Raw genomic sequence first — 14046 nt, 5'->3', positions numbered from 1 at the left:
GCGGTCGCGGAGGCTCAGGCCCGGCGCAGGGCGAGGACCGGGATCGTACGGATGCCCTCGGTCTTGACGGCGTATTCGGCGAAACCCGGGTAGCGGCGCGCCTGCTCGGCGTAGATCGTATTCCGTTCGGGGCCGGTCACTTCCGCGACAGTGACCAGGTACTGCTCGGTGCCCACCTCGACCTCGGCCTTCCCGGCGGTGGTGAGGTTGTAGTACCAGTCGGGGTTGGTCGGAGCGCCGGCCTTGGAGGCGAACACGTAGATGGTGGCCGAATCCTGCTCGTCCTGCATGTACATCATCGGGCTGACAGTTTTGCGGCCGGACTTGCGGCCGACATGATGCACCAGCACCATCGGCGCACCCTCGAACGGACCGCCCACCCGGCCCTCATTGGCTCGGAACTCGGCAACGATATCGGCATTCCAGTCACTCATGCCGTGCTTCCTCCTGGTCTCGACGGATAGGCCGAGTAGAGCCTATGACGCCGCCGGAAATCTCGGCTGTCAGGCGGTGCGTGCCATCGAAGGAGAGTCCAGCTCGGTGAATTGCGACGGTCTTCGAGTCAGACAGTGAGTGCGGCCCGGATGCCGCGGTGATCGGAGCCGGGCAGCTCGACCGTGTGCACCTCGTGCGTGAGGGCGTCACGCACGAGGATGTGATCAATGGCAATGGCGGCCGGATACCAGCGATCGGCGGCATATGAATAGCGGAATAACACGCGGTCCATAGAGCGCAATTGCTGTGACCCACCCCAGAATTCATTGAGAATTGCCGGGGAACAGGCATTATTCGCGATCACTCCAACTTGCCATTCGATCGCTATAACCGCTCGGCACGCCGGTGCGCGTGGCTGGCAATGTGCCTAGAGTTCAAGAAGTTTCATTGAATCGAGCGCTTATCTGTTGCAATTTCCTGGCCACTTTCAGCCTTCAGGAGAAGTGGAAAGTTTTGTGCCGCAATGAAGACACCTCATCGCGGTGGCGGATACCCGGATACCCGGATATCCGGCGGAATTTAGCGGCTGCTGACCCGCCTGGCGAGCCGTTCCGCGAGCGGCGCCTCGACGAGTTCCTCTGCGCCGGGCCGCATTCCGGCGATACACAGCGCCAGATGCCGCTTCCACGCGGTATCGGTGACGCCGCGGGTTGTTTCGATCACGCCGCGCATGGCCCAGAACTGCACCTCGATATCGGTGTCGGTGAGATCCGCGCGAATGCGGCCCGCCGCTTTGGCCGCGATCAGCAATTCGGTCATGATGCGCCAGTACTCGGCCTTGAGCGCCTTGGTCTCCTCATCACTCCACAGGCGCGGCAGACAACCGCGCTGCGAGGCGATGACTTCGCCTGTCCCGTAGAGCAACTGCTCCAGCCCGCGACCGTCGGTACGGTCGCGGGCCGTCTTCGCGATGGCCACCAGATCGTCCATCAGCTTGCGGACCAGCGCACTGATCAGCGCTTCCTTCGTGGGAAACCGGCGGTAGAGGGTGCCCATCCCGACACCGGCTACCCGCGCGATCTCATCGACACTCGCATCCATCCCGGATTCGGTGAAGACCCGCTCGGCCGCGTCCAGGAGCCGCTGCCGATTCTGCGCGGCATCCCGGCGCAGCACCTTGGGCTCATTCGGATTCATCGCCGACTACGGTACCGCCCGCGATCAGCGCCAACTCACCGTGTGCGAGCTCAGCCGGCTCCTCGAGCTGCGACTGCTGGTTCCGCTTGATCGCGGGAATGAACAGTGCGGCGAAGGCGCCCAGGACAACTGCGATGCCGAGCATGACGAACCCGTTGGTGTATCCGGACTCCTTCGGCAGGCCCGAAGGCGCGGCCCCACTGCTCACCACACTGGCCATGAAGGCGGCGCCGAGCGAACCGCCGATGGTCCGAATATTGGCGTTCATCCCGCTGGCGACACCGGTCTGCGCCGGAGATACCGCGGCGACAACAACATTGGACATGGCCGAGAAGGCCAGACCGAATCCGACGCCGACGATGGCCATCGCGATATAGATGTCGATCTCGTACTGGTGCAGGAACGCCAGCATGAAGTACCCCACCGCACCGATCAGCGATCCCACGAACAGCACGTTCTTGGAACCGAAGCGCGCGGCCATCGGCCCGGAGGCCAGACCGAGCAGGAACATTCCGATGGTCATGGGCAGCAGCATCAGTCCCGACTGGGTCACCGAGGCGCCGAAACCGTAGCCGGCCGAGGTCGGCGTCTGCAGGAACTGGGGCAGGAAGCCGAAGTTCGCGTACATGCCGACACCCATCAGCAGCGCCACCAGGTTCGCCGCCCACACCGTGCGAATCCGCATCATCCTCATATCGATGAGCGGATTGGACGAGCGAGCCTCCGCGATCACCCAGATGACCAGGATGACCACCGCGGCCGCCAGCAGCCCGAGCACCTTGAACGAGCCCCAGCCCCAGCTCGGCGCCTGACTCACGGACAGCAGCAGCGCGACCAGCCACCCGGAAAGCAATAGCGCGGTCGCCCAATTCACCTTGCCCTCATTGCGAATCCGCGATTCCGGGACCAGGAAGTAGGCGGCCACCGCACCGATGGTGATCATGATCAGCGGGATCCAGAACAGCCAGTGGTAGCTGAGCACATCGACGATCGGACCGGCGAACACGATCCCGAGTCCCGCGCCCACCGCGGTCAGGGCGGCAATGATGCCGACCGCGCCGGGCACCTTGTCCCTGGGGAATTCGTCCCGAATGATGCCGAATGCCAAGGGCAGCACACCACCACCGACACCCTGGATCACCCGCGCCACGATCATGACGGACAGGCTCGTGGCCAGCGCGGCGAGCAGCGAGCCCGCCCCCAGCGCGACAAGCGCGATCACGAACAGCCGCTTCTTACCGTGCATGTCCCCGAGGCGGCCCATGATCGGCGTGAAGATCGACGCAGACAACAAATAGGCCGTCAGCACCCACGTGACATTGGTCTGACTGGTACCCAGCGACTCCTGAATGGTCGGCAGCACCGGCATCACCAGCGACTGCAACAGCGCATAAGCACCCACACCGAGCGCAAGAACTCCGAACGTCACCCGATAGTGCGCTCGACGGGCGGTTTCCATATTCAACTCCTCGCCGAACCGGAGGGCAGACTCCGGATACGGCAAAAAAATAGCATCTCAAGCGGAGGGTCCGCTCCGCATAGGAGGTGGATCACAACGTCACGGGCATTGCATGAATCCCGACAGCACACGGGGCTCGCCAGGAGAACCGGTGTCCGGCAACAAGATCGAGGCGGCACTCGGCAATGTACGACCGAAGTCCCGGTCGCCCCGAGTCGCTCACCAAAGCCAACGACAACGGCCCCGGAACCATTGGTTCCGAGGCCGTTCCGTGTAGTAGCGGGGACAGGATTTGAACCTGCGACCTCTGGGTTATGAGCCAACAAGTACCCGTCCCACACGGTCCCCCCGCGTTCAAGGGAATCCATTCTGTGCTGGTCAGCGGGGTTTCGTTCGTCCGTGCTGTCCGCGTCGTATCACCCGGCCCGCTGGATTTCGCCGTATCCGGTTGCCAAATCCGTTGCCAATTCGGCGGATTCGGGGGGCGAAGCTGGACGCGTTCCTTCGTACGCCTGGATGAAGCCACACTGACAACGGTAGCTACCGCGACCGATCCTAAATCGCCTTCAGCAGCGCGATGCCGGTGTGCGGCTCTAACTGCGCGGCTCCGTTGTAGTGCGCGGAATTCGGGACTGTGCAGCCGATCCGCACTACAGGAACCGGCCGGGCCGCCAAGCGCATACGGAGCGGGCGGGCGGCGGCTGGATACAGCCGTTTGGGCGGGCATGAACGCTCTGCCTCATCACCACGGTCAATGCCTGATCTACAGGAAATGATCTGTGCCGGTCAGCGAAGCGGACTGCCAAGCCGTGAACAACGTGACTGAGGCCATGTCGGCTAAGGCCGCTACAACACCAGCGCCACCCGGCAAGGTCGTCTGCGATCAATCTGTGAGCCGACGGAGTCTGGCGAGGAACCCATCGATTTCGGCGAGCTCGGGAGCTTCAGGCCCTCGGTAGCGTCTCATCGCATTACGGAGGACGACTGCAGCGGCTTGTGCCTGATGGAACCGTTCAGCCCCAGCTTCCAACCGCATGATCTGGGCGAGGGCGTCGAGATGCCGATCGACAGCTCCCTGGTCATACGCGTCCGGCTCCCACCGCACGTGGTCATCGAACGCGGCGAGGGCCGCCGTGGACTCACCAATCTCCATGCGACACTGGGCCTCGTAGTACCGGCACTCCTGAATCGTCGCGTCGGCAGCGTCGTACCGACCCTCCCGTGCCGCCCCGACCCGCTCGAAGAGCGCAGCCGCGTCGCGGAAGGATCCACCCAGAAAGTACACATGGGCGAGCGCTAGGCTCAGTTCCTCGACCGCAACGTCATCGCCCGCGCGCGCCAGAGATTCGCTCAGTAGGTCTGCGGCCTGCGCGAACTGTCCCTCGCCGGTGAGCTTCGCCGCCCGGTCGACCACCTCATTGAATTCATCATTGGTCAGCGGCCTGCCCGTGACACGAGGCTGCGCGGAGGCGCGGGTGTCTGCCCGGGCGCGGTGGGTCCAACCCCCGAAGGGGCGAGTAATCGGTCGGCAAGGGTCCAGATCCCGACCATCCGATGCCAGCAGCGGCGAATTCCCCGTCGGGGTACCTTCGAGCGCAAAGGGGAGCAGTGCCTCGTAGACGGCCGCCGCCGCGGGCCGCCGCTCAGACTCCTTTGCCAACATGGCCAGAAGTAGTCGCTCGATCGCTTTGGGCACATCACGGCGCAGCGCCCTGACAGACGGCGGATCGGTGGCCACATGGTGCCATAGGTGGGAACGATCATCTGAAGCGGTGAAGGGCGTGCGCCCGGTGAGCAGCTCGTAAAGCACACAGGCAAGGGCGTAGACGTCCGCGGCAGGGCCGACTGTGTTGGCAAGACACTGCTCGGGCGAGATGTACGCGGGGGTGCCCACCGTCATGCCCTCTTGCGTGAGATGGGGGTTGGTTCCTGAGCCGAGGAGCGCGGCGACTCCGAAGTCAAGCACTTTGACCACCCCGCCAGGGGTAAGCATCAGATTCGCCGGTTTGATGTCGCGGTGCACAATATCCCGGCGGTGGACCTCGTCCAGGACGGAGGCGATCTGCGTGCCGATTGCTGCCGCCCAAGCGACGGGCAGTGGCTCGTAGTCGTAGTCAGTGTCCGAGATCAACGTCGAGATCTCGCGTCCCACGAGCAACTGCATGACGACATATAGCTGACCGGTCTCGTCATCGACGCCCGCGTCATAGACAGCTGGGATCCCGGGATGGTCATGAAGATCAGCGGTGGTACGGACTTCGCGGAGGAAACGCTGGCGCCGGATCTCCAGCGCCTCCTCCTGTCCAACTCGCGGAACCGTCGGCTGCTCGACCCGCATCAGCTTGACTGCGACGCGCCGGTCTAGTCGTTCGTCGTACGCCTGCCAGACATCACCCATGCCTCCGGAGCCAATCGGCTCTTTGAACCGGTAACGGCCGGCGAGCACTCTCGCCGGTTCTGCCCCGCTCTGCGCTGGCGTCACGTCCCCCATCGGCTTCCCTCTCAGTGCGAGCGATGCGCTGATCGCGTGTCAAGACTACGGCGTCGGAGGCTCTACACGCCGATGGACGCCGCTCTTGAGCTGGGCAACGCGCTCGGCAGTCGTCTGCCGGTCCGCCTCCCGCCGCGCCGGGCGACGGATGAGGTTGTACGACTGCGCCGTCGCAACCTTCTTGAACAGACGATTGATATCGTCGTCGTCGAAATAGCGGACCATCAAGGCGTCGTTGGACTGTGCCTGCCTGATGACAAAGCTGTCCATGTCCTTGGCAAGTTCGCGACCGTAAGTCTCCGAATCTTGGGCCAAAGCCAGCTGCTGCATGTCTGGATCCTCGGCGATGGTCACGACGAGCTGTCCGAGCAGAATCTGGTCTGCAGTGGTGAGCCCCGCCCCGTGCTCCTCGTTCAACTCGTCGATGATTTCCATGAGAGGTCGTTCCTGGACCTCCTGCGCGGCGCCGGCAGCCTCCGCCACCAGTCCAGGCAATACCTGCGCGCCGGGAGCTCCCAGCTTCAATTCTGGGGTGCCCGTTTGCTGCACCCGCAGGTGGCTGGGCACGGTCTCCCCTATGTCGGCGGCGGCTGTTCCGGCTCGCCGGGGCAGCCGCCTCAGCAGGAATCGCCCATACTGGAAGAGCCGTTCGAGCTCAGGGCTGTCGAAGCCAATGACATGGGACAGCCAGCCATACGCCTTGACGTACGAATCAAGCGCCCGCCGGAACTCCTCGGCCTTGTTCGGTTCCTGAGCGACCAGCGTGTTGAAGCGATCCACGGCCGGGGCGGTGTAGTGATACAGCTTGGCGTGCGCCGTCCTGACCTGTTCCTCGCTGGCCCGGCCATCGTCGAGAGCCTCGAAGTACGCCTTGACGAGGGCGTCCATTTCGGACTCGACGAGCAGCTGGTAGGCCATGACCTCGTCCTGTCGGTCGAAGAGCAGGTTGGGATCGGTGATCGGGGTCAGCGAGGCCCCGTAGTACTTCTTGAAGGCATCGAGGATCACGTCGGACTTGTTGGCGAAGTCCAGAACGAACAGGTCCTCCTGAGACTTGAGCGGATGGGTGCGGTTCAGTCGGGAGAGCGTCTGCACGGCGGCTACACCGGCCAAGGGCTTATCGACATACATCGTCGTCAACAGCGGCTGGTCGAAGCCAGTCTGGTACTTCTCGGCCACAACCAGGATGCGGAACTCCCGTTTAGGTACGGTCGGAGCGCTCGGATCGTCTGCGCGTACATAGCCGAACCGGTCGGACAACTCCTTTTCCGCAAAGCCATTGAGCTTGGGCTCGGTGTATTCGATGTCGCCGATCTTTACCGTGCCTGAGAAGGCGACGAGAGTGCCGTAGTCAGTCAGACCTCGCTCCTCAATATGACTGCGGATGGCCTGGTAGAGACGCACGGCATGCTCACGACTAGGGGTGACCACCATGGCTCGGGCTCGCCCGCCGAGCTTGGCCGCGCTGTGGGATCGGAAATGGTCCACGATGACCTTCGCGCGCGAGGCCATCGAGGCGTCTGACAGCAGGGCTGCACGAACAAGCTTGGCGCGGGCCTTGCGCGGGTCCACCTGCCGCTCAGCCTCCTCGGCCGCCGCTCGCTGCAGCTTGAAATAGGTAGCCCAGGTGGCGTACGTGCCCAGGACATCCAGAATGAAGCCCTCCTCGATGGCCTGGTGCATCGAGTACACGTGAAACGGTCCGTACTCATCACTGTCAGGAATTGGGATACCGAAGAGATGGAGCGTCTTAGGCTTGGGCGTGGCAGTGAACGCAAAGAACGACATATTCGGCTGCTGACCGCGTGCCAGAGCCTCGGCGGTGAGCGGGTCGCCGTCTTCATCGACGGTGTGTGCGCCCAATGCCTTCTTCACCGCCGCCGAGCCATCGCCACCCTGGGAGGAGTGAGCCTCATCGATGATCACGGCATAGCGCAGGGCACCAAGACCACCAACCTTCCTCAAGATGTACGGGAACTTCTGGAGCGTGGTGATTACGATCCGAGCCGTGGACCCGGTAAGAGCCTCGGCGAGCTGGGCGGAATCCTCGTCGATCCGCCGCACCACGCCAGGAGTATGGGTGAACTGGTAGATAGTGTCCTGGAGTTGCTTGTCCAGAACGCGGCGATCGGTAATGACAATCACCTTGTCGAAAACAGGCTCGTTGGTACTCAGACCCTTGGCGCGGACAGGCTCCCCCAGATGCGCCGGATCCTCCGGGGTATGGAGCGACGACAGCCGGTGCGCGAGCCAGGCGATGGTGTTGGACTTGCCGGAACCCGCTGAGTGCTGGATCAGGTAGTTCTCCCCGGCACCGTGCTGAGCTGCGTGTGCGGTGAGCTGCCGCACCGCGTCCCACTGGTGGAACCGAGGGAAAATCAGGGGCTGGGTGTGAGCGCTGCCCGGACGATGTGAGGGTGACTTTCCAGCCTTCGCCTGTGTGTCTTCGATGTGAAGGTAGCGCTCAAGTAGTTCCAGCCAGTTGTCTCGCGCCCAGACCTGCTCCCACAGGTAGGAAACCGGGTACGTCTCGTCGGTTTCGGTACGGCCAGGGTTCCCCGCGCCTCCAATTTTTCCAGGCCCGCCGGAACCCATATTGAATGGCAGGAAACGTGTCTTCGCTCCCTCCAGCCTGGTCGTCAGAAACGCCAGTGTCGGATCTATGGCAAAGTGCACCAGGGTTCGCTTGGCGAAAAAGAGCTCCTTCGGATCGCGGCTGCGGTACTGGCGAATCGCGTCCTCCGCAGTTTGTGGGTGCCCGGTGGTGTGGTTCTTTAGCTCGGCGGAGGCCAGCGGCAGACCGTTCAGAAAAAAGGCCACGTCGACAGACTTGGTGGATGGCTTCGCGGAGAAGTGGAACTGCCTCACAATGATGAGTCTGTTGGCGTTGTAGGCGTCGAGCGCCCCGACAGCCAGGGTATGCGCGGGCCTGAAGAATGCCAGCTTGAACTTGATCCGCTGATCAACAACGCCGCGGCGGAGCACATCGAGGACACCGCGAGAGTCGATCTGCTGCGCAATCCGCTTGGCGAATCGCAGGATCGGGTGTTCCTCACCGACGCCGTACTCCGCTTTGAGCTGCAACCAAGCGTCGTTCTGAGTCTTCTTGAGAAAGGCTTCGAGCTCAGCGGTTTCGATGCCAAATGCGTGGTTGTAAGCTTTGGCCCGCCCACGCTCCCATCCATTTGCGACGAGGCCTTCCTCGACGGCGATTTCAAAGGCTGTCTCGTCGTCTACACGGCGCGAGCGCCGAGTCGGGGTCACAGTAGGGTTCCTCCTTCGGGCGACGGGCGGGGACTAGAGCGAAGTAGGGCGGGTTGGACAGCGTCACGCGGTGGTTGCGAGGCGAGTGGTGGTCAAACCTTCAGCTGACCGGTCACGGCTGCGGTAACGAGTGCCTGTCGGCGTTCATGAAGAAGGTTTAGCTGGTGGTTAATCTTGGAACGTAGATGATCGACTTGACGCAGAGTTTGATCCACGCGAGCCACGACCTCTTTTTGAGTTGCGAGACTAGCGAGCGGAATGGGCCATTCCTTCACTTCTTCGAATCGAATATTCGCCATTGATTGCGAGGCGCCATTTGATGCTGCAGAAGATATAGCGCGCACGCGACTGCCGCGAGCAATCAATGCAACATAGCGCGGATCGAGAGCTGAATCAACCCGAATCCGAAAGATCTTATCAGAGAGCAAAAGCTTTCGACGCACCGCTGGGACAACGGCGGTTGATCCAACCAGTTCGGGAGTATTGGCGCGAGTGATCAAAAGATCCCCTTCGCGTACTTCACTGCGAATATTAGGCGCTTCACCTTCCGGTAGCCGCTTATTCTGGTCGGGAAAGAATTTCCCCGGCCTTAGACAGCTTACCTTCAATACTCCCCATTCGCCATCTTCTGCCGGAGCTGCATCACACTGCGGACTGGACCCTTGATCCATTCCGACAATGAATCGACGGAAGGGTTGATTCCCAACGCTCTGAATTAACTCATCGATGACGATATCCAGCAGCGCAGAGTCGCGCTCCTCTAGCCTTGACAGAAATTCCCGTTGCGTGTCCACTAGACGGTCAATGTAGGCCGTCTCGATGTCTAGGAAGTCCGCAATCCGATGCTGCTCTCGCACCAGTGGGACTGGCAACTGAATATCTCGCGCCCCCTCAAGATTTACCCGAGCACGCGTCGATCCACGAGTAAGTGAAGCCACTTGATCCGACACGAAAGACGAGCTCAGTGCCCATGCCGCATATCGATTAGTAAGACGTTCCTCATCGAGCCGAACCCGGAAACAATCTGCCTTTACGATCGCGGGACCCAGATGGTCAGGTGCCACACAGGCACGTCCGACAGGATGGTTACCGTCCCCGAGTCCAGCGATAATCAGATCGCCAGAAAGAACCTGGTGCCGCTGGAGCTTCTTGAAGTACTCCAAAGGGATATAAGCAGCATCCATGTCCTTGAATCGGGCAGATCCAATATTCCCCAAACGGATTACCCTGGCACCTTCATCGGAATAATGACTACTAGTCAATGAGCTACCAAACGGACCGTCCGTCATTTCTAAGATAAAGCGACGCAGAGGAAACTGCTGGTAGCGAACTCCGTCCATGATGGTCATTCAGTCACCTCACCAAGTAGCGTCTGGATCTCCGCCGCAAGCGACTTCAATTCCGCATCAATCTCTACAAGCGGGCGTGGTGGCTGGTACACGTAAAAGTGACGCGTGAAGGGAATCTCGTAGCCAATCTTGTAGCGCTCGGTCGTCTTGGTCTTCGGATTTTTTAGTTCAGCGATCCATGCATCCCTGGCATGTGGCTTCACCTCTGCCTCCAGGTACTCGTCGATATCCTGCTCCAGGGGCACGTTCTCAGAGTCGCGAAGCTCAGAATCATGTTCTGGCTGCTTACCCTTCAAGTACTGCACCTCCCCGTGAGGGTCCCGTACGCCAACTGCCTCTCGCAGCACCTTCTGAAAAGGGGCCGCAGACGGCCAAAACAAGCCCGCCGCGCTGACGGCCTGATGCAGGGCGTCCCACGCTTTGGCCTTCGTAAGCCATACTTCGCCGATTACCGGTTTGAGCGCGTCTGCGAACTCCCGCTGGCGCTTCGCCAGTTCCTTGGGGTCGGTCGTCGTATCGCCGAGAACCTTCCCGAGAGCAGCGGACTCGGCCAGCTCACCCAGTGTGTCCTCGGTGACCTCGAACCGGAGCTTGAGAGGGCGGTCAATGGTGATGCGCTTGTAGCCGTACTGCTCGTTGCGGAGGATCTTTATCTTGGGATTGTCGGGGTGGTTTTGGTCCGCGGCGATCTGCTCGGCGTCGCGGTACATGGCGCAGATGTGGCGGATTTGCTCCTCTGAGATTTCCTTACGCTTTGCGCCGAGCGATTTCCGGCGCTTGACCCACTCAACTCGCGCGTCCAGAAGAACAACCTTGCCCTTCCGGTGTTTAGGCTTGCGATTAGAGAGGATCCAGATGTAAGTAGAGATGCCTGTGTTGTAAAATAGCTGGTCAGGCAGGCCAACGACTGCCTCCAGGTAGTCCTGTTCGAGAATCCAGCGCCTGATCTCAGACTCCCCCGAGCCTGCGCCGCCGGTGAACATCGGTGAGCTGTTGAAAACAATCGCGACGCGCGAGCCGCCGACCAGCTCACCCTTCTCATTCCTCGTCAGCGGCTTCATCTTGTGGAGCATGTGCTGGAGGAACAGGAAGGAGCCGTCGTTGATGCGAGGCAGTCCAGCCCCGAAGCGGCCGTCGTGACCCCTCCCCTCGTATTCCGCCTTCACCGCCTTTTCCGACTTCGTCCACTCAACTCCGAAGGGCGGGTTGGCGAGCATGTAGGTAAACTTTGCGCCTTCGAACCAGTCGCCGGTGAAAGAGTTCCCGAAGCGGATGTTGTCCGCCGCATGCCCCTTGAGGAGCATGTCCGAGCGGCAGATGGCGTACGACTCCGCGTTGATCTCCTGCCCATACAGGTTGACCCTCGTGTCAGGGTTGAGGTCCTTGATGTGTTCCTCGGCCGCCGCGAGCATGCCACCGGTGCCACAGGCCGGGTCGAGGATGTCGATGACCTGTCCAGGGCGGACAAACACCTCGTCGTCGGGCCCCAGCAGCAGTTCGACCATCAGCTTGACGACTTCACGCGGGGTGAAATGTTCACCGGCGGTCTCGTTCGAGGCGTCCGCAAACTTGCGGATCAGCTCTTCGAAGACGTATCCCATGTCGTGGTTGCTGACCCGCTGCGGACTGAGGTCGATCTCCGAGAACCTCTGCACCACCTCATACAGCAGACTGGCGTCGTTCAGTCGCTCGATCTGGACGTGGAAGTCATAGCGGTCGATGATCTCGGTGGCTTCTGGGGAGAAACCCCGGATGAAGTCCTTGAGATTCATATAGACGTTCTTGTCGTCGCCGCCGATGGTCTTGAAGTCCTGTTTTGAGACGTTGTAGAACGGCAGGTCGGCCACGGCCCGGAGCAGCGCATGTGGGTCATCCCCTGTATACGAGGCAGCACGGTCCCGAACCGCCTGGCGCGTGCCCTTCTCCTCCAATACGCAGTCGAGTCGGCGTAGCACGGTGAGCGGCAGGATGACCTTGGCGTATTCGGATCGTTTGTAGTCCCCACGCAACAGGTCGGCCACCGACCAGATGAAGTCGGCCAGTTCCTGATTGGTGTTGCTCACTTGCCACCCTCTCGTATCGCGTCCGGCGCGAGAGCGCCGTTGGTCAGTCCGTCGTAGGCCAGTCGGGCGGCCTTGTCGCTCATCTTGGCAACTTCCTGAATCCTTCGCTCAAACTCCCCCAACTCGCGGAAGACCCCCCCGTACCGACGCTGTTGTTCGATGTCCATCTGCGGCAACTGAGCGCCGCGCAAATCGGCGCGGTAGGTTCCTGTGCTGGAAGTAGTGCGGCGGGTGTTGTTCGCGCTGCGGAGGAATCCGCGCAGATAGTCGGTGTCTAGTTGGTCGCTGGTCGATATAGCCTCTGGGCCCTCCGTACCTACCAGCCCCGCCTGGACGAGATCGCTGACGTCTACGACGGGCAGCTCGTCCGTCTTCCCGAGACCAGGACCGGGAGGCAGGGTCGGGAGCAGTGCGGCAAGTTCGCGTAATTGCCGTTCGAGCGCCGTGCGCAGCACTGCGTACTCCGAGGGATAGTCGGGCGGGGCGGCGGTGACATATGTCGTGGGGCTGAGGTCGACGTCTTCGCCAAGCAGATTTATCAGCGGCACGTCGGCGGATTGGTCCGGAGCTGAGTCGAGACTGCCATCGGGGTCGTTTGCCGTGAGGTCAACCATACGCACGGAACGGACTTCGTCGCCTGGCATGGCAGGGCGGCGGAGTTCCCATAGAAGTAGCGGCAGATTGTGGCTAGCCGCCATGCCGGCGGGGAGAGCGGTAACCGAAACAAGGATGCCTCGGCGTACCAGTTCGGAGCGAATGCGGCGGCCGCTTCTGCGGTAGGCGGCGGACGGCGGCAACGCGATGAGAGTGCGGCCGCCAGGCGCGGTGTGGAAGTAGCAGTGTTGGAGCCAGGCAAGGTCACTCTCTGCGCGCGGCGGGACGCCGAGTTCCCAGCGCGGGTCGAGCAACAAATCCTCGCGCCCCCAGTCGGGCTGGCCCGAGGGCGGGTCACAAACAACGAGTTGAGCTCGCAGGTCCGGGAGCCGGTCATTGCGGAGCGAGTTCCCGGTCTCCAATCGGGTCTTGAGACCGTCGGTGAAGCCAGCACGCAACCGTGCCAGACGCATCTGATCGGGGTTGATGTCTTGGCCAGCGAGCAGGGTTGTACGAGGACCTTGCACGGCGAGCAGAACGGAGCCGATGCCGCAGGAGGGGTCGTACACCGAACCGTCTACCAGGCCAGCGAAGTGGACGAACACGCGGATGAGCCGGGGTGAGGAAACGGCCTGGGCGCCGCTTCGACCGACCGAGGCGACGTACCGGCTAATCAGGTCCTCGAAGAGCTGTGGTGCGGATCGCTCGGAAACGAGCCGGTCAATAATGTTTGACATCTCATCAGGCAGGGCCCCGGACTGGATCTCACCTTCGCTCAGCGTGGAGCCGATCCGGACGAGTGCGGCGGCCAAATCGTCCCCGTGAGCCGAGCGCATGGACTGCCAGAGGGCGACTTCTGGTGAGACACCCCGTCCCTTGAGCTGGCCCGCAAGCCATGTCTCGACAGCGGAAAGCGAAAACAGCGGACCGGCGGCCGTTCCGCCCACCGGTGCAGGGAAATCGTCGTGGCGGCGGCGCCAGTTTGCGACGGCAGCCCTGGTCACGCCTGCGAGTCGCGCGATCTGCGCGGCCGTAACCACGGGCGCTGGAGCCGTTCCCTCGTCAGACATGAAAGCAAGAGTACACGGATCGACCACTTCAAACTCTTGTGAACCTGTTGACAGTGCTAACGCGTTTCTGTCACGATCTTGCGGTCACCGCAGTGAGCGCTCGCTCTACCTAATGCCCATCGCC

9 protein-coding genes and 1 tRNA gene are annotated in these 14046 nt (G+C 61.8%); all 10 read right to left on the bottom strand.

Translation table 11 applies throughout. The features are described 5' to 3' along the window. Window positions 1–14 precede the first annotated feature (14 nt). Window positions 15–434, bottom strand: coding sequence for a nitroreductase/quinone reductase family protein (locus OG716_RS38485; protein WP_405135129.1), 420 nt, complete (start codon window positions 432–434; stop codon window positions 15–17). Window positions 435–562: 128 nt separating this feature from the next. Beyond that, window positions 563–727, bottom strand: coding sequence for a hypothetical protein (locus OG716_RS38480; RefSeq protein WP_405135128.1), 165 nt, complete (start codon window positions 725–727; stop codon window positions 563–565). A 287-nt stretch (window positions 728–1014) separates the two neighbouring features. Beyond that, window positions 1015–1632: a TetR/AcrR family transcriptional regulator gene (locus tag OG716_RS38475; protein ID WP_405135127.1), complete on the bottom strand. Its 618-nt coding sequence runs from the start codon at window positions 1630–1632 to the stop codon at window positions 1015–1017. Further along, entirely contained in the window at window positions 1619–3091 is a 1473-nt protein-coding gene (locus OG716_RS38470; protein WP_405135126.1) for an MFS transporter, read from the bottom strand. The genes OG716_RS38475 and OG716_RS38470 overlap by 14 nt, the downstream gene beginning before the upstream one ends. Before the next feature lie 277 nt (window positions 3092–3368). Further along, a tRNA-Met gene (locus OG716_RS38465) sits at window positions 3369–3444 on the bottom strand. Between the two features lie 530 nt (window positions 3445–3974). Then, entirely contained in the window at window positions 3975–5582 is a 1608-nt protein-coding gene (locus OG716_RS38460; protein WP_405135125.1) for a protein kinase domain-containing protein, read from the bottom strand. Between the two features lie 45 nt (window positions 5583–5627). Beyond that, complete coding sequence (locus OG716_RS38455) at window positions 5628–8846, bottom strand: type I restriction endonuclease subunit R (protein ID WP_405135124.1); 3219 nt, start codon at window positions 8844–8846, stop codon at window positions 5628–5630. A 92-nt stretch (window positions 8847–8938) separates the two neighbouring features. Continuing rightward, window positions 8939–10195 (bottom strand): restriction endonuclease subunit S, encoded by a 1257-nt coding sequence (locus tag OG716_RS38450; protein ID WP_405135123.1) that lies wholly within the window; start codon window positions 10193–10195, stop codon window positions 8939–8941. Next, window positions 10192–12258 carry an N-6 DNA methylase gene (locus OG716_RS38445; RefSeq protein WP_405135122.1) on the bottom strand — a complete coding sequence of 689 codons (2067 nt, stop codon included), beginning with the start codon at window positions 12256–12258 and terminating at the stop codon, window positions 10192–10194. The genes OG716_RS38450 and OG716_RS38445 overlap by 4 nt, the downstream gene beginning before the upstream one ends. Next, window positions 12255–13922 carry a class I SAM-dependent DNA methyltransferase gene (locus tag OG716_RS38440; RefSeq protein WP_405135121.1) on the bottom strand — a complete coding sequence of 556 codons (1668 nt, stop codon included), beginning with the start codon at window positions 13920–13922 and terminating at the stop codon, window positions 12255–12257. The genes OG716_RS38445 and OG716_RS38440 overlap by 4 nt, the downstream gene beginning before the upstream one ends. Between the last annotated feature and the right edge of the window lie 124 nt (window positions 13923–14046).

It is taken from the genome of Nocardia sp. NBC_01388 (assembly GCF_045040085.1).
In the GTDB taxonomy this organism is placed as follows: domain Bacteria; phylum Actinomycetota; class Actinomycetes; order Mycobacteriales; family Mycobacteriaceae; genus Nocardia.
The sequence above is the reverse complement of the archived record's forward strand: the minus strand, read 5'-3'. Positions and strand labels throughout refer to the sequence as shown.

Excerpts from the sequence above, each read along its gene's own strand:
- OG716_RS38460 (WP_405135125.1), bottom strand. The coding sequence starts at position 5,582 with ATGGGGGACGTGACGCCAGCGCAGAGCGGGGCAGAACCGGCGAGAGTG.
- OG716_RS38480 (WP_405135128.1), bottom strand. The coding sequence starts at position 727 with ATGGACCGCGTGTTATTCCGCTATTCATATGCCGCCGATCGCTGGTAT.
- OG716_RS38440 (WP_405135121.1), bottom strand. The coding sequence starts at position 13,922 with ATGTCTGACGAGGGAACGGCTCCAGCGCCCGTGGTTACGGCCGCGCAG.
- OG716_RS38450 (WP_405135123.1), bottom strand. The coding sequence starts at position 10,195 with ATGACCATCATGGACGGAGTTCGCTACCAGCAGTTTCCTCTGCGTCGC.
- OG716_RS38470 (WP_405135126.1), bottom strand. The coding sequence starts at position 3,091 with ATGGAAACCGCCCGTCGAGCGCACTATCGGGTGACGTTCGGAGTTCTT.
- OG716_RS38475 (WP_405135127.1), bottom strand. The coding sequence starts at position 1,632 with ATGAATCCGAATGAGCCCAAGGTGCTGCGCCGGGATGCCGCGCAGAAT.
- OG716_RS38485 (WP_405135129.1), bottom strand. The coding sequence starts at position 434 with ATGAGTGACTGGAATGCCGATATCGTTGCCGAGTTCCGAGCCAATGAG.